The 17,201-nt window shown below is 40.2% G+C and carries 18 protein-coding genes; 7 read left to right on the forward strand and 11 right to left on the reverse strand.

From position 1 onward, the window contains the following. The coding region (locus AB5754_RS11150) for a putative RNA methyltransferase (RefSeq protein WP_368259600.1) at window positions 1–237 on the reverse strand (237 nt) is incomplete at its 3' end. 77 nt (window positions 238–314) lie between these two features. On the opposite strand from AB5754_RS11150, the gene AB5754_RS11155 reads away from it, so the two are divergent. The 4 genes from AB5754_RS11155 (at window position 315) to AB5754_RS11170 (ending at window position 3,277) form a co-directional block, all read left to right on the forward strand. Next, a complete protein-coding gene (locus AB5754_RS11155; protein WP_368251739.1) occupies window positions 315–950 on the forward strand; it encodes a copper homeostasis protein CutC in 636 nt (211 codons plus the stop codon). A gap of 145 nt (window positions 951–1,095) precedes the next feature. Beyond that, entirely contained in the window at window positions 1,096–1,932 is an 837-nt protein-coding gene (locus tag AB5754_RS11160; RefSeq protein WP_368251738.1) for an AraC family transcriptional regulator, read from the forward strand. A gap of 50 nt (window positions 1,933–1,982) precedes the next feature. Beyond that, on the forward strand, window positions 1,983–2,495 hold the full coding sequence (locus AB5754_RS11165) for a GNAT family N-acetyltransferase (RefSeq protein WP_368251760.1): 513 nt from the start codon (window positions 1,983–1,985) through the stop codon (window positions 2,493–2,495). Between the two features lie 92 nt (window positions 2,496–2,587). Further along, the gene (locus AB5754_RS11170; protein ID WP_311832685.1) at window positions 2,588–3,277 is read left to right on the forward strand and encodes a hypothetical protein; all 690 of its coding nucleotides are present in this window, start codon (window positions 2,588–2,590) and stop codon (window positions 3,275–3,277) included. A 65-nt stretch (window positions 3,278–3,342) separates the two neighbouring features. Here AB5754_RS11170 and mgtE read toward each other — a convergent pair whose 3' ends face one another. The 4 genes from mgtE to AB5754_RS11190 are packed head-to-tail and all read right to left on the reverse strand — an operon-like array spanning window position 3,343 to window position 7,135. Then, window positions 3,343–4,713 carry a magnesium transporter gene (gene mgtE, locus AB5754_RS11175; RefSeq protein ID WP_368251737.1) on the reverse strand — a complete coding sequence of 457 codons (1,371 nt, stop codon included), beginning with the start codon at window positions 4,711–4,713 and terminating at the stop codon, window positions 3,343–3,345. 24 nt (window positions 4,714–4,737) lie between these two features. Continuing rightward, window positions 4,738–5,643, reverse strand: a complete 906-nt coding sequence (locus AB5754_RS11180; RefSeq protein ID WP_311832683.1) for an RluA family pseudouridine synthase — start codon at window positions 5,641–5,643, stop codon at window positions 4,738–4,740. Then, window positions 5,640–6,452 (reverse strand): NAD kinase, encoded by an 813-nt coding sequence (locus AB5754_RS11185; RefSeq protein ID WP_368251736.1) that lies wholly within the window; start codon window positions 6,450–6,452, stop codon window positions 5,640–5,642. The genes AB5754_RS11180 and AB5754_RS11185 overlap by 4 nt, the downstream gene beginning before the upstream one ends. Then, entirely contained in the window at window positions 6,449–7,135 is a 687-nt protein-coding gene (locus tag AB5754_RS11190; protein WP_311832681.1) for a GTP pyrophosphokinase family protein, read from the reverse strand. Before AB5754_RS11190 ends, AB5754_RS11185 begins: the two co-directional genes overlap by 4 nt. A 371-nt stretch (window positions 7,136–7,506) precedes the next feature. Here AB5754_RS11190 and AB5754_RS11195 point away from each other — a divergent pair, with 371 nt between their 5' ends. Beyond that, entirely contained in the window at window positions 7,507–8,082 is a 576-nt protein-coding gene (locus AB5754_RS11195) for a CYTH domain-containing protein (RefSeq protein ID WP_368251735.1), read from the forward strand. Between the two features lie 113 nt (window positions 8,083–8,195). Then, on the forward strand, window positions 8,196–8,822 hold the full coding sequence (locus tag AB5754_RS11200) for a DsbA family protein (protein WP_368251734.1): 627 nt from the start codon (window positions 8,196–8,198) through the stop codon (window positions 8,820–8,822). A gap of 47 nt (window positions 8,823–8,869) precedes the next feature. On the opposite strand, the gene pepF is transcribed toward AB5754_RS11200, so the two are convergent. The 5 genes from pepF to AB5754_RS11225 form a co-directional block, all read right to left on the reverse strand. Beyond that, on the reverse strand, window positions 8,870–10,687 hold the full coding sequence (gene pepF, locus AB5754_RS11205; RefSeq protein WP_368251733.1) for an oligoendopeptidase F: 1,818 nt from the start codon (window positions 10,685–10,687) through the stop codon (window positions 8,870–8,872). Window positions 10,688–10,753: 66 nt separating this feature from the next. Next, window positions 10,754–11,734 (reverse strand): competence protein CoiA, encoded by a 981-nt coding sequence (locus tag AB5754_RS11210; RefSeq protein WP_368251732.1) that lies wholly within the window; start codon window positions 11,732–11,734, stop codon window positions 10,754–10,756. A 230-nt stretch (window positions 11,735–11,964) separates the two neighbouring features. Continuing rightward, complete coding sequence (locus AB5754_RS11215) at window positions 11,965–12,618, reverse strand: adaptor protein MecA (RefSeq protein WP_368259601.1); 654 nt, start codon at window positions 12,616–12,618, stop codon at window positions 11,965–11,967. A 154-nt stretch (window positions 12,619–12,772) separates the two neighbouring features. Beyond that, window positions 12,773–13,171: a transcriptional regulator SpxA gene (gene spxA, locus AB5754_RS11220; RefSeq protein ID WP_118339801.1), complete on the reverse strand. Its 399-nt coding sequence runs from the start codon at window positions 13,169–13,171 to the stop codon at window positions 12,773–12,775. Window positions 13,172–13,815: 644 nt separating this feature from the next. After that, window positions 13,816–15,531, reverse strand: a complete 1,716-nt coding sequence (locus AB5754_RS11225) for an ABC transporter ATP-binding protein (protein WP_311832675.1) — start codon at window positions 15,529–15,531, stop codon at window positions 13,816–13,818. 234 nt (window positions 15,532–15,765) lie between these two features. Here AB5754_RS11225 and AB5754_RS11230 point away from each other — a divergent pair, with 234 nt between their 5' ends. Beyond that, the gene (locus AB5754_RS11230; protein WP_368251612.1) at window positions 15,766–16,491 is read left to right on the forward strand and encodes an HAD family hydrolase; all 726 of its coding nucleotides are present in this window, start codon (window positions 15,766–15,768) and stop codon (window positions 16,489–16,491) included. Between the two features lie 286 nt (window positions 16,492–16,777). Here the strand turns inward: AB5754_RS11230 and AB5754_RS11235 are convergent. Next, window positions 16,778–17,201: DEAD/DEAH box helicase (locus AB5754_RS11235; protein ID WP_368259602.1), on the reverse strand; the 424-nt coding region annotated here is incomplete at its 5' end.

Genomic DNA, 17,201 nt, shown 5'->3' on the forward strand with positions numbered 1-17,201 from the left:
ATACATGCCTCCTTGAATCAACTTGCGTCGGGCACGAAACATCTCTTCATCGTATTCCGTTTTCACTTGATGCTGTAAAAAAAACAGCGTGCCTTTTTTGGAGACATCGAAACGATGGTTGTTGGGACAAATCAGTCCCCTGTGATCTGCAAGCATGTTCTCATGACAAATCGGACAAGCAAACAGTTCTGCCTCACTGGCTACAAATTCTTGGCCTCGTTCAATTTTTTTCTTCACCCAAATCACCTCGGTTACTACTTTACCATAGAGATATGTTAGAATTCTACTGAAGCTAACAGAACGGAGGAAGCAAGATGATAAAAGAATTTTGTGCAGAAAACTTTACCGATATTCCCAAAGCCTTAGCTGCTGGAGCTACGCGCATTGAACTGTGTGACAACTTAGCTGTGGGAGGTACTACTCCCTCCACTGGGGTAATTGAAGAAAGCCTCGCCTATGCTGGGGAAAAAGGGATTCCGGTAATGACGATGATCAGAGCCCGAGGAGGAAATTTTGTCTACAACGATATTGAATTAAAAATCATGCATACAGATTTAATTGAAGCAAAAAAACTCGGTACCGATGGCGTGGTCTTTGGCATGTTGCAAGAAGACGGCTGGTTGGATGAAGAGAGCTTAGAACTCTTTTTAGAAACTGCTGAAGGCTTAGAAGTCACCTTCCATATGGCGTTTGATGCCATTTGCAAAGAGCGCCAAAAAGAAGCGTTGGACTGGTTAGCAGACCATGGGGTAACCCGGATTTTAAGTCATGGTGGCCCTAGCGGCAGCCCAATAACAGAAAATCTTCCTTACTTAAAAGAGTTGGTAGATTATGCCGCTGGAAGAATTATTATTTTACCTGGCGGTGGCGTTACATCTGAAAATGTGGCGGAAGTCACAACCAGACTTGGGGTAAAAGAAGCTCACGGAACAAAAATTGTAAACTTTTAATAGCTACGTAAAAGCGAAGCCTAAGTGGGTTTCGCTTTTTTATCAATCGCCCTTTCTTAAATTTAAGTAAGCGACCTGAACGTAAATGAGGTAAAATAAGTTTATCAAACGAGGTCTGTCCCCTTCGTTCATCGGGAGAAAAAACATGCAATACGTCAATCCGCAAACCTTTAATCCAGAGATTTTGTATCTCTTTGATCCATGGAATAAAAGCGACAACTACAATAAATTACACAGCCATGAGTTTCTCGAAATCAGCATCATTTTAGAAGGCGAGGTCATGTATCAATTTGCTCAGGAACCAGCCCGTTCACTCCATGCTGGCGACGTGCTCTTATTTAATCCAGGGGTTATGCACCAAGAGTGGCAAAAAACGAACACCCACTCCCATCAATTACACATTGGCTTAAAAAATATTTCTTTAGATGGCTTAAAGCGCAATTTTTTCCCTAATAAAACCCCTTTACTAAATCTGGGACGTTACCAACACCAAGTGATTGAACAAGCTTGGGGCATCATCAAAGAAATGAACTATGAACAATTTGAATTTCAATTGATGCACAAAGGCCAAGTCCTACAAATTTTAGCCTATATTCTCCGAGGATTAAATGAAGATGAAAACAGCATCACCCCGCGCCTGTCCGCCAGTGAAAAACGTCACCAGCAAATCGTTAACCAAGTGATTTATTTTATTGAAAATCATTATTCTGAAGAAGTCACACTGGAAAAACTAGCCCAAGATCACTTTGTCAGTCCCACTTACCTCTCGCGAATTTTTAAAGAGACTGTCGGCATGGGCCCGATTAATTATTTGATTCAAATTCGCCTCGCCCATGCAGCAGACCTTTTAAAAGAAGGGAAAACTACGATTAAGGAAGTGGCTCAAATGGTAGGCTACCAAGATGCTTATCACTTTAGCAAATCCTTTAAAAAACAATATGGCACTACCCCTTCCGCTATTTTAAGTAAGGAACGTTCGTAAAAGGAGGCATTATTTTGCTAGATAAATCATTACCTTATATTGAATTTATTATGAAACGTTCGAAAAGCAGTGTGACGATAACCCCCAAAACTTTAGTAAAGGGCTACAAATTAGTGTATTACCAAGCAGGAGATGAAAATGCTTGGTGTGAGATTGAGACTTCTGTAGGAGAATTTGACAAGGTAGCCGATGCCCAAACTTACTTTCAAAAAACATTTGCTCCCTATCCAGAAGAATTAGCTCATCGCATGGCGTTTATTGAAGATGACAATGGTCAAAAAGTTGCCACTTGTACCGCGTGGTGGGGGAAAACCAATGAGCCGCTCCTTCACTGGCTGGCCGTCAAACCTGAAGCCCAACAAAAAGGACTGGCTCGCTTTTTGGCAGCGACTATTACCCAGCTTTTAACGGATTTAAATCCAGAAAAAGCGATTTTCCTTCATACTCAAACTTGGAGTTATCCCGCCATCTTTCTCTATGAAAAACTTGGTTATGAAATCCTTCCCGGAACGAAAGATTTCGAAAAAGGCCTTGCACTATTAGCTACTTTGAGAAAAAAGTAAATCAAAAAACGGCAGCTATCATAATAAGCGTCTTTAAAAGGGGTTTATGCTATACTAAAAACGCATAGATTACTTTATGAGGAGCCAAGAAAATGAAAAATGCAGAGGAAATGTACGCCTATGCCCGGAATCATAAATTGGGCTTTAATCTAACCCCGATTATCGGCGGTTGGTTGCAAAAAAAACATTTCAAATTAATTGAAGACGCCCTAGGAAAAGATGAGGAGGCGTTGGCTACTTTTATCGGTCGGCATCATCCCGAAGACCGGGAAAACATCCAACAATTCGACGGAGAAGACCCTGCCGCTTATCACGAACGAGTGCAAGAAAGGCAAGCTGGAAAAGTCCGCTACTTTAGCTGCAAAGGCTTTACCGCCTACGCTGTTACTAATTCTGGTCGCTTAATTTTTGCGCGTTGGGTTCCGTTCCACAACGATTATAAAAGTCTGCCTCTAAATAATATCAATACCATTAATCCCAATACTCGGATTATCTGGGGTTCATTGCGTATTGAAAGTTTCCGGGAAGTCTTTAGTATTTTTTGGACAAAGCGAGTGGTTTTCGAAATTGCCAAACTGTTAGAAGATAGCAAAAGCGATTTACAAGACGGCTTAATGGATGGCATCACCACCGCCAACCGTCAAAAAGTCACTAGTACTTCAACGCCATTGACCACCGAAACCAATTACGAAAAACTAAAAGAACGCAAAAAAGCCTTGGAAGCAGGCCTGATTTCCCAAGAAGAATACGATGAATATAAAAATAAATTTTTGAATCATTAAAGATATTGGCACAAAAAACATAAGCGGCTCGGCAAAATTCGCCGAACCGCTTATGTTTTTTATACTCAGCTTCCAATAAAATGCTGCATAAAGATACTCGCAATATTGAAATAAATCAAAACTGAAGTTAAATCACTTAATGTAGTGATAAACGGGCCACTGGCTACCGCGGGGTCAAATCCTAGTTTATCCATTAACATCGGAATAAAGCTCCCTGCAAGATTGGCTACCGTAATGGCAAACATCATGGCAATGCCAATGACAAACCCTAGCACTGGATTTCCCTTCCAAAGAGAAACAATGGCAAAAATAGTTAATCCGGTAATCGCTCCGGTAAATAGACCGGTTAAGACCTCTCCAATCACAGTTCCCAAAAAAGAGCGTTCCTTGTCTTCGGTAATAGCCAAGCGCCTTACTGCCACCGCCAAAGATTGGGTGCCAGCATTACCGGCAGTTCCGGTAATCAACGAAATAAAGACCGCTAAAATTGAGGCTTCACTGACCAATTCTTCATAATGACTGATTAAACTAGCTGTAGCCATTCCTAAAAAGAGTAAGGTAATCAACCAAGGCAAACGGCGCATCGCCGACTTCACCGGATTTTCTGAGACTTCTTCCACATTGACCCCGGCCAAACCGGAATAGTCACTGGCCGCTTCATCATCGATAACGTCGATGATATCGTCAACGGTAACAATCCCTAATAAATGCTCATCATAATCCGTTACCGGTAAAGCCAGAAAGTCATAATCCCGGAAGGTTTGGGCTACGTCTTCTTGATCGTCTCCTACATGGACGGAAATAACCCGTTCACTTAAAATATCTGCAATCATCACATCATCTTCATTGATAATCAAATCTCTCAGGGAAATAACCCCAACTAAATGATTCTCTTGATCTACTACATAAATATAATAGATGGTTTCCGCTGCGGTGGCTTCACTTTTTAAGACATACATGGCAGAGCGCACTGTTTGATTGGCCACAATCGAGACATACTCGGTGGTCATAATGGAACCGGCAGTATCATCTTCATAATGAAGCAATTCCCTAATTTCTCGAGCAGACTCATGGGGCATAATGCTTAAATACTTAGCCGTTTGGCGTTTATCCAAAGTGTTTAGTAAATCCACCGCGTTATCCGTGTACATTTCAGCTAACATATCTGCCGCATACCCTGGGCGCATTTCAGACAGATAGTCCGTCATATGCACATTGTCTTCTTCAATGACGTCAAACATATCCGCGATTTCTTTGGGGGATAAATAGGCATACATCATTTGCCGTTGTTCATCTGTGAGGGATTGGTAAAACTGCCCTTGCTCAAAGATATGCAAGTCCAAAAACAGCTCCCGGAATTGTTTCATATCATTTTTTGCCAATGCCTCTTGTAATTGGGCAAATTGCAAGTCTAGTGCTTCTTGATTTTCATCCAATCTTCTCACCTCATTTCTCTTTATTTACTCATTTTGAATCTCCTTAATCAGCTCACTCATATCCTCAGGAGGTGCTTTGGTGAAATGCAAAGGTTCTCCCGTAAAAGGATGGGTAAAGGCCAATTCATAACAATGCAATGCTTGTCGAGCAATTTTAGTCGTATCGCCACCGTACATCTGATCTCCTAATAAGGGACAACCCAGATGAGAAAAATGCACGCGAATCTGGTGTGTGCGGCCGGTATGAAGACGAATGTCTACCAAAGCCAACTTTTCGATTTCATTGCGGTATTCAAGCCAATACTCCGTTTGAGCAGGTTGTCCGTCTGGGTTCACTTCACGGCGCATTAATGACGTCCGTTCCCGCGAAATCGGTTGGTCAATCAACTCATGGTGGGCAAGTTTTGCCACATTCCCACCAACTAAAGCTTGGTATTTCTTTAAAAACTGATGGGCTCGCAATTGTTTGTCTAACTTGGCGTGGGCAAAGCCGTGCTTGGCAAAGACCATTAAGCCAGAAGTATCCCGATCTAAGCGCGTCACAATGTGAATCACTTGATCTGCATAACCTTGCGCTTGGTAATAAGCTTTTACCCGATTGGCCAATGTGTTTTGAGGATGGTACTGAGCCGGTATCGACGCAATGCCCGCCGGTTTATTCACCACCAGTACATGTTCATCTTCATAGACAATATCCACCGCACCCGGCGTAGCTACCATAGTTTCATGTTCTTTTTCATCAGGAATCACAAAGCTCACTTGATCTCCAGCAGTCAATTGATGGCGCACAGTCCGTTCTTGACCGTTGACTAAAATTTGTCCGCCTTGGAATTTGACTTTAGCCAATAAACCTTTGGAGATGCCCTGTTCTTTTAAAAAGCTGCGCAGTAATTTAGTCTCGCAGCTTTGGTATTGATAATCAAATCTCATAAGTTTTCAATATCTCCAATAAAGGCATCTTTTACTCGATGCCAAAAATGCATATGACGATTGGATACAAAACGAATCCGTTCTTTTGCCACTCGATAGTGAACCGCCGCCATCTGATCTTGGGGAATGTCCATTTGATCCACCGTAACAAAGTAGTCCCCAGAAGGCTGTAAGGCGATTTTTAACCAATCGTCTGCAGCAATTACAATGGAAGAACCCAATGTACGAAACAAACGATTGTTTAAAGAAGCGATCTCTGCCAGCTGCATGGCATTAATGGAAGGATGAATCACCGCTCCTCCCACACTTTTATTGTAAGCCGTGGAACCAGTTGGCGTGGAAACGGAAAGGCCATCCCCTCTGAAGCGTTCAAAGAGTTCATCTCGAATATACACATCCGCTACCATAGTGGTATTGCCCCGCTTAATGGTGGATTCATTTAACGCCAAAAAGCGCTGTTCTGGTTGTCCATCGGTATAAGTAATCTTTACTTCCAACAATGGATAGCTGGTACTCTTTAACGTTTCTTCTTGTAGTCGCTGGACCATTTCCACTATTTCATAGTCTCGCCAATCGGTATAAAAACCTAAATGACCTGTATGCACCCCCATAAAGCGCACAGTTTCCAGACGATCACTAAACTGATGGAAGGCCGAAAGCAACGTCCCGTCTCCTCCCACTGAAATCACCAGATTAGGATTTTTTTGATCCACGGTAATCTGAGCTTCAGCCAAAAGATGATAAAGCTGATTCAAGACCCGCAATGTTTGAGGTTCTTGATTGGATACAATGGCGACTTTTAAAGTCATTTGCGCTCCTCCTCAGCTTCTTGTTCTTGATCCATAGAAGCTAAGTAATACCCGTCGTCTGACTTCCCTCGTCCATGGGCAAACAAACGCTGCGCCTCTTGAATTTCTTCTCTGATTTTCGACATTTCTTCATCTAGTTGATAAGCGGCCTCCGCGGCTCGTTGCAGGCGCTCTTTCATCTCTTCAGGAAAAGCCCCTTGGTATTTATAGTTCAAAGAATGTTCAATGGTAGCCCAAAAATTCATAGCCAATGTCCGAATTTGAATTTCTGCCAAAATTTTCTTCTCGCCACCAATTAATTGCACCGGGTATTCAATCACTAAATGATAGGAACGATAGCCACTTTCCTTTTTATTGGTAATATAATCTCGCTCAATCAAAACTTTCATATCTTTACGATTGCGAATAATTTGAACCACTTGATGAATGTCTTCTACAAACTGGCACATAATCCTAAGTCCAGCAATATCAGACATCTCTTCTTCCAAGCGCTCCATGGGAATATGGCGAATCTGACTTTTGGTCACAATGCTTTCCACCGGTTTTACCCGCCCAGTGACAAATTCAATGGGTACGTGGCGATTTTGTTCTCTATATTGCTTGCGGATTCCCCGTAGTTTTACTTTTAATTCTGCTACAGTTTGTTCATAGGGTGCTAAAAAAAGATCCCAATCTCGTTTCATCTTGATCCCTCGTTTTCCCTGCGACCTGACTTGGTCGTTCCTTGCTGTAAAAAAGCCCTTAAAGACCAACCAGTGCCTTATCTTTTTTTATTTCAGACCTTTTACATTCAACATTGATTTTAACATATTTTAACTAGAGATACGGCATGAAATCTCCGAAAGCCACAATCCACTTCAATAATCACTTCCCTTTGTAAAAAAGTTTTTAGGATATTCAACTCGGCCAATGACGTAATAACAAAGTTTTTAAAAACAGCCCCTCATTTCTTCAAGAAAATTAGAAATGAAAATATCATGAGATTATTCATTGTCAAAAAACGCTTTCTGTGTCACAATAATAAAGCTAAACAGACCAAGATAGGAGAAAACAAATGACTACTGCCAAAGAAATCGAATTTAAAACGATGCTCACAGCAGAAGAATTTCAACGGGTCAAAACTCATTATCAACTCACAGAAAAAACAGTAAAAAAACAAACCAATTACTATTTTGATACACCAGACCAACGCTTAAAAAAGCGTCACTGGGGCTTGCGCATCCGTTTATATCCAGATTCCGCAGAACAAACGTTAAAAATCCCTGCTTCCACTGGTGGCTTGTGGGAAATCACAGATTCTTTAACCTTGAAAGAAGCGCAACGATTGACTAAAAAAGCGCAGCTAAAAGCTGATGGGCAAATCGCCAATAAATTAGCTTCCATAGGTATTAAAGTAGAAGAAATCGTCTTATTAGCCGACTTAACCACCGCTCGTTGGGAATTTAAAATACCAGCCGGTTTACTTGCCATAGATGAAAGCTGGTATGGAAATGGCCATGATTACGAATTAGAATTGGAAGTTTCTGATTTTACTCAAGGAAAAGAACAATTTCAGCATTTACTAACAGAATTAGACCTCACTTTTCGACCAGGTGCCAATAAAATCACCCGAGCAATTAAGGAAAAATAAAGCTCGCTATTTAATTAGACCACTATGTTTTCTTTTTGCGTATGTTTCTGTTAGATTACTATTATAAATTAGCTTTTGATTTGGGGAAGTCAAAAGAAACGGGGGAGATACAATTGATTGAGATCTATTTGTTCGTCAATCCAATCGGGTCTATTTGCCTAGAAACGGAAACGAATCTGTTGGATTTCATTGCCAATAGCGATCAAAAAATTCAATTTCGTGTGATTCCATTGGTTAATATGCAAACGATTCACGACGTTATGAAGCGGCGGGGAATTCCAATTCGAGATATTGAAGCCCGCAATAAATTATTTACTGATACATATTCTGCGGCCTTAGACTGCAAAGCCGTTCAATTACAGGGTAAGAAATTAGGTCGTAAGTTTATGATGCGCCTGCAACAGGCTGTGGCTTGTGACAAGATTCCCTACTCCCAAGAGTTAGTAATGAAGATCATCAAAGAAATTGGTGCTGATTTAGAGATGTTCCAAGAAGACCGGCCCACAGACTTTGTCAAAGAGATGTTCCAAATTGACCAAGACACCGCTCGGGATATGGGCATTACACAGCATCCTTCTGAAGTGATCTACAACTACGCCAGTCAGCGGGATTATGGCGTGCTTTTAGAAGGGGAAGCTTGCATTGCAGACTTAGGCAAACTTTGTCAGTGCGACAGTCGCCACCTCTCTTTATATCGGCTTTCAAAACACATTCCAAAACCAAAAAAACAGCAATTATAAAAGGAAGACCTATCACGGGTCTTCCTTTTTATAACTGCTAAATCATTTTATTTTCCTAGTTCTTCCAGTAACGTTTCTAATTCATCAAGACGTGCAGCAAAAACTTCCATTGCTTCTTTAAGATAGTCTGGTTTGGTCATATCCACACCAGCTTTTTTCATAATTTCGATAGGATAATCACTGGAACCAGATTTTAAGTAATTCAAATAATTTTCTAGTGCATTCTCTTCATTATTCAAAATTTTCTTAGCCAGTGCCGAAGCCGCTGAAAAACCAGTAGCATATTGGAAGACATAATAATTGTAATAAAAATGTGGGATTCGTGACCACTCTAACTTAATTTCATCATCATAAGTCACGGCCTCCCCGTAGTATTTCTCATTTAAACTTCCATAACGCTCACTTAAATACTCTGCCGTTAGCGGTACCCCAGCCGCATCTTCTGTGTGGATTAAGTGCTCAAACTCAGCAAATTGAGTTTGTCTAAAGATAGTGCCTTTAAATCCGTCTAAATAATGATTTAGTACATAAGCTTTGACCAAAGGATCTTTTTCTGTTTCTAAAAGATATTCCGTTAATATGTTTTCATTCGTGGTAGAAGCAATTTCCGCTAAGAAAATCGAATAGTCTCCATAAACATAAGGCTGATTTTTTCGGGTAAAATAACTGTGCACACTGTGACCCATTTCATGAACCAACGTAAAGAGTTGATCTAGGGTATCATGCCAGTTTAATAAAATATAAGGTGCTGTATCGTAGGCTCCAGAAGAATAGGCCCCACTGCGTTTACCTTTATTTTCCACTACATCAATCCATCGAGAGTCAAAGGCTTCTGCTACCACACTTTGATATTTTTCACCAAGAGGCATCAAGGCTTCTTTGGCCTTCACAACTGCTTCTTCATAGCTGTATTGAATCGGTGCTTCTCCCACTAGAGGGGTGTACAAATCATACATGTGTAAATCCTCTACTTGCAACAGTCGTTTTCGCAGTTGAATGTAACGGTGCAACAATGGCAAGTTTTCATTTACCACAGTGACTAAGGTATCATAGACACTTTCAGGAATATGATTGCTGCTTAACGCCGCTTGTCGAGCAGAGTCAAAATGGCGCACTTTTGCTGAATAGTTGTGGGTTTTCACATTGGTGCTCAACGTTTGAGCAAAGGTATTACGAAACTGACGATACACTTGATACAACCCTTCATAGGCTGCTTTGCGCACTTTTCGATTCGTACTTTCTAGCAGTTGCCCGTAGACACCATGGGATAGTTGGATTTTTTCTCCTTCTGCTCCTTCAATGACCGGAAAAACCAAGTCTGCATTATTTAATACGGCAAAGGTATTCCCCGCAGCTCCAAAAATCTCACCAGCTCCGGCTAGTAATGATTCTTGTTCTGCCGGCAAAATGTGTGGACGATTGTCTACTAATTGTTGAATGTAGTGACGATAATTTTCTAAGGCTGGATTTTCTGCAAAATAACTAGCAATTTGTTCATCACTTAAGCTCAACAATTCTGGTTCAAACCAGGCCAATGCTTCTCCTGCTTCCGCCAAAAGACTAGAGGCTCTGGCATATAGCCCTTGATACTGGGTATTTCCCGTGTCTTGGTCATTTTTCAAGTGACTGTAGACATATAACGTTTCTAACTGGCGATATACACTAAGCAAGCCTTCAATGGCTCTTTGTAAGGCACTTGCCCCTGTGGCTAAGCTTCCCTGATAGCTAGCGACTTTTTTTACTTCAGCTTTAACCTCTGCAAAGGCTGTATCAAAAGCGGCATCATCAGGAAAAATCAAGGTCAAATCCCAAGTCAACGCTTCTGGTAAGGTTTCTCGATTCGGTAATTGTTTCGTTTCGCTCATCTTCATTCTCCTCTATCGTTGATTCAAAAGACTTCTTTCGTTCCTTTCTCTATGGTATCACAGTATTCAGAATTTTCTAGTTCCTCTGCTCTGGTTCCTTTTATAAAGTCTTTGACATTCTGTGAATACATCGTTTAATACTTGCTTTTGATCTACTAATAAATAGGGCCAATCCATTATTTGGAGGACTAAAGAAAACCAATCGTCAAAATTCCTGACTTTTAGAAAAAGCCCTCGAAGCAATAAAATTTTTTCTTGCAAGAGAAATTGATGACAACTGGGCCCGTAACACCATTGGGGTAAGTCCAACAAATTAATATAGTGGCAATAGCCCAAACCTTGCAACTGAAGGATGCTTTGCTCTTTGCGGAAAAGTTTCATTTGCAAGATACGTTGGTATTGCCACCACACCCAGTCACTAGCCGGCGTTTTCATTTTTTGTGTCAGCCAAAACAATTCGTCAAATAAAGGGGCACTTCCCTTTTTCACTTCATATGACATACCAAACTGATAATGCCAATCAAAGGAGTGAAAGAACAGAATTTCCCCTTTCCCTACATCTAATCCCCAGAGTACCGGCCCCACAGGAGAATCCTGCAAACACCCCTTTGCCAGCTGAGAACAGATTTTATTTGGGAAAAAACGCTGGCCCACTATCCACCAAGGATGGTAGTTATGTTCCAAATAATTTTGGGTGCGCGCTTTAAAACGTTGGCGGCTTAAGGGAGAACATTGAAATTCAATGGCTAAATTACGCCACAACAAATCCGGTCGTTGGGCTAAACTTGGCAAATAAGCTTCTACTTGGGTATCGGCTGGCAAGATTTTTTTTAAGAGTTGTTTGCCTGCAAGATGTTCTTTGGTTTCTCCTTCTGAAAAATGTTGGCAATCCTGATTTTTACAATGGGCAAAATGAGGAATTTTCTCAAGGCCGCATTTAAAAATCACTTTTTGTGAGCAACCGGGACAATAAAGCTTTCGTCTTGTCTGATACTGATACTCACTTGCTAGCACTAAATTTCCCCACTGATCTTTAGCCAATAGCATCAAATCCCCCCTGACTTTCTTTATCAGAAAATACGCAAACAAAGGATGAAAAAAGAGTTTCCCTCTTCTCCATCCTTTGTTTCAAATTCAGCCGGCCCATATTTTGGGAGCGAAATTTCACTATTTTCCTTTATAAGAAAGGCGGAACAAACTCCTCTAGCCAAAGAGAATACTCAGTCTAACAAAAAAGCAAAAGAGACCAAACCGCAATGGGTTCAGTCTCTTCCTTATTACTCAAAATAATAACGGGTTAACGCTAGCGCATCGCGTTCCATTAAAAGCTTCCCGTGTTCTGCCAAAACTTCACTAGTGGCAGTACTGCGACGAGCAAATTCCGCTAAATAAGCCAAGGAATCCTCGATTTGTCCATCAGAAATCAATTCATCTAGGAATTCTAATTCTAAGAAATAAAACCCAGCCATGCTGTACAAATTACTTAATACACCATCTAATTGAATTTCTTTCGCCAATAAAACCATTTGCTCAAAATCAACCATTTCAAAAATAAAAGTCCGAGGCAATGGTTTTGCCTCCGTTTCCTTACTATTTTCCTGTAATTGATCTGCAATCGTCTGGCGCAAAGCTTCTCCCGGCTCATCACTAAAGCCTTCCACAAACTCGCCCATTTTCTCTATATCTTCTGGAGTGATATTTTTACTGATGAAAAGTTCCAGCCCATCCCCCTTAGGTAAAACTTGGAACGTGACGGCTTCACTGCCTTTAAACTCTTCTTCTATATCAACTTCTTCCAGAATACTGTAGAAAAAGTTTTCGATTTCATTATGGTTACCTAATAAATCTAAAAACGTGATTCCTCGGTCAGCTAAATCTTCACTTTTAATTAAAACACGAATCGTATTATCATTGATGTGTTCCATTTCCATCTTAGCTACACCTCATTTCTCAAGCTATTTCGTTAATATCCATTGTAGCGAAACTTATTCAAATGTAAAGGAAAACCTGTCGTCTTAAAGAGATTCATAAGATAAAAAAATCACTTCAACCCTAAGGCTAAAGCGACAACTTTATCTATTTGAATTATAAACCAGCCATCAATTGTGCTTGACGCAATTCCAATTGGCGAACTTCGCGAGGTAAGAAGCGGCGAATTTCATCTTCATTAAACCCAACTTGTAGGCGTTTTTCGTCAATCATAATGGGACGACGTAAGAGACCAGGGTTCGCTTGCACAAGATCCAACAATTCTTTTAATGGCAACTCATCTAAATCAATATTCAATTTTTGGAAAACCTTGGACCGAGTAGAAATAATCTCTTCGGTACCATCTTCTGTCATTTGTAAAATTGACTTCAATTCAGAAATATTTAAAGGTTCTGAAAAGATGTTCCTTTCTACAAAAGGAATTTCGTGCTCTCGCAACCACGCGCGAGCTTTTCGGCAGGACGTACAACTAGGGGAAGTATAAAGTGTCAACAACGTAATCACTCCTTTTTGTTTATAAGTAACAAGTACTTAATGACTCATTACTTTAAATCTGATTCTATTATACCTAATGGAAAATCAAATATCTAGCCCTTTCTCAAAAAAAAATTTCGATAATTAAATTTAAATAAGTCTTAAATTCCCATTATTATCACGCTTAAAGAATATTAATGGATACAAAAATTACAACGCTCTAATTTTTGTGCCATTTATAAAAAGATGTGTTCATTAACTTTGTAGCAGTTGAATTTCATCAAAAAAACAAATTATCAGACAACTTTTTTTGTCACGTTGTTTTATTCATCAAAAAAACATAATTTTTGTGCCCTTTATGAAAAAGCTTTCCTGTCACTAAAATACAAATTAACAAGGCATTTTATCAGCTCTAAGTTCAATAACAATTTTTTTTTAATAAGAAAAAATTGTTATTTTAAATGAATGCTCTCAGCGTCTATTCCACTTCCAATCTTCGGGTAGTGGGTGTCATTCGTTTTTTCTTCATCACTTTAATTACTCATTTTTCTAATTCATTTCAGAGGACACTGATAGTTTTTTTAAGAATAAAAATGTCATGACAGAAAAGGAAACTTCTGATTATTTCTGTCATATTTTTTCCTTTTTTTAGAAATTTTTGACAATTATCTAAATTGAGCCCGATACAAGTCTGCGTAATGACCGCCTCTTGCTAATAGTTCATCGTGAGTCCCTTGTTCTAAAATCCCTTGAGGACTCACTACCACGATTCGATCCGCATATTTTATTGTAGCTAAGCGATGTGCAATGATCAATGTGGTTCGACCATCTGCCAATGAATTCAAAGATTCCTGAATCACTTGTTCCGTTTCACTATCTAATGCTGAAGTTGCTTCATCCAAAATCAAAATAGGCGGATTTTTAAGAAACATACGCGCGATGGCTACCCGCTGTCGTTGTCCCCCGGAAAGTTTTACCCCACGTTCTCCAATGGAAGTATCTAACCCTTGAGGCATTTCCTTGATGGTAGCTTCCAAGTGAGCCAAACGTACGGCTGTTTCAATTTCAGTCTCTGTTGCATCAAGGCGACCATAAGCAATATTTTCTCTAATTGTCCCCGGAAACAAAAAGACATCTTGTTGTACAATACCGATTTGATCTCGCAGTGAGCTTAGGGTCATTTCTCGTATGTCTATGCCATCAATGGTAATCTGCCCTTTTTTCACATCGTAAAAACGAGGCAACAGATTTCCTAAAGTGGTTTTACCAGAGCCACTTTCACCTACTAGTGCAACGGTTTCTCCAGAAGCAATCCTAAGATCAATATCCTTTAAGACTTGCTTTTTGTCCGCTCCATAGGCAAAGGAAATATGATCATAGCAGATGTCCCCTTTCAGATTATGAACGCTAACTGCATCGGGGCGATCTTCAATTTCCGGCTGGCGATCTAACTCTTGAGTCAGACGTTTAAACCCTGCAAAGCCTTTAGGATAGCTTTCAATCATATTGTTTACCTTCTCAATAGGTCGTACAAAGACATTAGACAAAAGGATAAAGAAGACAAATTCGCCATAGGTCAGTTCCCCTTGAATCACATAATAAGCCCCAAAAATCAGAGTGAATAAGCTAATGGAACGAATTAACAAGTAATTATACGCCGAACTGGCCGCCATCACTTTATAAAAACGAATTTTTGATTGGCGGTAGCTTTCACTTAACCCTTTGAAACGCTTGGCTTCAAATTGTTCATTGGCAAAGGATTGAGTCACACGGATACCACTGACACTAGCTTCAACTCCAGCGTTAAAATCGCCTAAGTTCTCATAGATCGCCAAATTAACCTTAGTCATCTGTTTATTGAAGAAGACCAAGGCCACAGTAATCAATGGCAAGAGAGCAAAAGTAGCTAAAGCCAGTTTGGCATGGGCCTGATACATTAAAATAAAAGAGCCGGCTAAGGTCATAATGGTAATAAAAATGTCCTCTGGTCCGTGATGGGCGACTTCGGCAATTTCAAATAAATCCGTAGTTAAACGACTAATCAAATTTCCCGTCTTTTGCTCATCGTAATAGCTAAAAGACTGCTTTTGCAAGTGCCGGAACAAATCTCGGCGCATATCTGTTTCGATATTCACTCCTAGCTTATGTCCAAAGAAAATCACAATGTATTGCAAGATGGTATTCACAACGTAAAAAGCAAACAACCCCGCACAAGCTAAAGCGACCAAGCGGAAATTTTTCTGAGGCATAATTTGATCAATAACCTGATTTACTGCCACCGGAAAGGCTAATTCTAAAAGCCCCACCACCACTGCACAACCAAAATCTAATAAAAACAACCCTTTGTAGGGACGATAATAGTGAAAAAATCTGCGTAGCAAACTACCACTTCCTTTCATGTCCTTCATTATAACAAGGCAAAATTAGAGTTCAAGGCTGTTTTCGGTAAAGAAAACTGAAAATAACAAATCCTATTAGAACACTCCAAACCGGCAATTAGGTATAATAAACCTTTATATAGCAAGGTTTTCACCTTTTTTTTCGAAAAATATCTGCTAGAATATGTTCGAGAACAACAACTGAAAATTTACTGAAATTGAAAGGCGTGGCAAATTTTGATTCAAGCAATCGTTTTTGATGTGGACGATACTCTTTATGATCAGCAACAACCCTTCCGAAATGCCGTGTACCAAATTGTTCCTGACTTTGATATGGAGGATATGCACGAGCTGTACATCCGTTTTCGGGTACACAGCGATGAAATCTTTCCCAAAGTTTTAGCCGGCGAATGGGATATCGTAACCATGCGAAATTTCCGTATCCAACAATCTTTGAAAGATTTAGGCTACCCAAGTATTTCTGATGAGAAAGCTCTTTTATTCCAAGGGATTTATGAAAATGAATTGGATCACATTACCATGCACGAAGAAGTCAAAAAAACATTGGATTATTTAAAAAACGCTGGTGTACCCATGGGGATTATCACCAACGGCCCTACAGATCACCAATTTAAAAAAATTAAACAATTAGACTTGTTTCAATGGATTCGCCCAGAACACGTTTTGATTTCCCAAGCTACTGGATTCCAAAAACCAGAGGCTGATATCTTTCAGTTAGCAGAAGAACGCTTTGACCTTGACGGCGAAAAGACTCTTTACGTTGGGGATAGTTTCGAAAACGATGTAGTAGGCTCTAAAAGCCGCAACTGGCAGTCCCTCTGGTTTAACCATCGGAACCGGGAATTGCCTGAAGGTGCCGAAGCTATTTATGACATGGAATTAAATGACTTCTGTCAACTTTACCCAGCGATTTGTGAGATTCTATCGCCATTAACCGTGTAATTCCTATCAAAAAATGTTGTAATCCTTTCCTTTTTCTTTACCCAATTGAACCAAAAGATTCACGACAAGATGTGTCTTAGTCCGTAGAACGAACACTACCATAGATTTGAAATTTTTAACGATAAAAGACAAGCAACTTCCCATGTTTTTGAATGGGAGTTGCTTGTCTTTTTGATCTCACCTTTGGAATTGTTCAATTTGGAGGACGGCGACACAACCAGGGTTGCACGCCATACCTTTCCCCCCTAAGGATTTGAAGCTTTAAGCAAAACTAGCTAATTTTACGCTATCCTTCTTGCTCTCCACTTAAAATCATCCGAATATCTTCTTCGGTTAATTGCTGTATCTGTGTTTCATTACCGCTGATTACTTTTTGGAAAAGTTCCCGTTTTTCATTTTGCAAAAGATCAATCCGTTCTTCAATGGTACCTTCTGCAATTAAGCGCCACACTTCCACCACTTTTTGCTGACCAATTCGATGAGCTCGACCAGCAGCTTGTTCTTCTACAGCTGGATTCCACCACAAGTCGTAGAGAATGACCGTATCTGCTCCCGTTAAGTTCAGCCCCGTACCTCCCGCTTTTAAGGAAATCAAAAAGACATCCCTTTCACCCGCATTAAAGGCATCCACCATGTCTAAGCGATCTTTTGGTGGTGTGGAACCGCGGAGATAAAAACTACTTAAACCCAGTTTAGCAAATTCTTCTTGG

Origin of the sequence: Enterococcus sp. 2201sp1_2201st1_C11_2201SCRN_220225, from assembly GCF_040925905.1 — a bacterium.
Taxonomy (GTDB): Bacteria; Bacillota; Bacilli; order Lactobacillales; family Enterococcaceae; genus Enterococcus_C; species Enterococcus_C asini_A.

Excerpts from the sequence above, each read along its gene's own strand:
- AB5754_RS11160 (WP_368251738.1), top strand. The coding sequence starts at position 1,096 with ATGCAATACGTCAATCCGCAAACCTTTAATCCAGAGATTTTGTATCTC.
- AB5754_RS11155 (WP_368251739.1), top strand. The coding sequence starts at position 315 with ATGATAAAAGAATTTTGTGCAGAAAACTTTACCGATATTCCCAAAGCC.
- AB5754_RS11165 (WP_368251760.1), top strand. The coding sequence starts at position 1,983 with ATGAAACGTTCGAAAAGCAGTGTGACGATAACCCCCAAAACTTTAGTA.
- AB5754_RS11195 (WP_368251735.1), top strand. The coding sequence starts at position 7,507 with ATGACTACTGCCAAAGAAATCGAATTTAAAACGATGCTCACAGCAGAA.
- AB5754_RS11180 (WP_311832683.1), bottom strand. The coding sequence starts at position 5,643 with ATGAGATTTGATTATCAATACCAAAGCTGCGAGACTAAATTACTGCGC.
- AB5754_RS11170 (WP_311832685.1), top strand. The coding sequence starts at position 2,588 with ATGAAAAATGCAGAGGAAATGTACGCCTATGCCCGGAATCATAAATTG.
- AB5754_RS11190 (WP_311832681.1), bottom strand. The coding sequence starts at position 7,135 with ATGAAACGAGATTGGGATCTTTTTTTAGCACCCTATGAACAAACTGTA.
- AB5754_RS11210 (WP_368251732.1), bottom strand. The coding sequence starts at position 11,734 with ATGCTATTGGCTAAAGATCAGTGGGGAAATTTAGTGCTAGCAAGTGAG.
- AB5754_RS11215 (WP_368259601.1), bottom strand. The coding sequence starts at position 12,618 with ATGGAAATGGAACACATCAATGATAATACGATTCGTGTTTTAATTAAA.
- AB5754_RS11185 (WP_368251736.1), bottom strand. The coding sequence starts at position 6,452 with ATGACTTTAAAAGTCGCCATTGTATCCAATCAAGAACCTCAAACATTG.
- pepF (WP_368251733.1), bottom strand. The coding sequence starts at position 10,687 with ATGAGCGAAACGAAACAATTACCGAATCGAGAAACCTTACCAGAAGCG.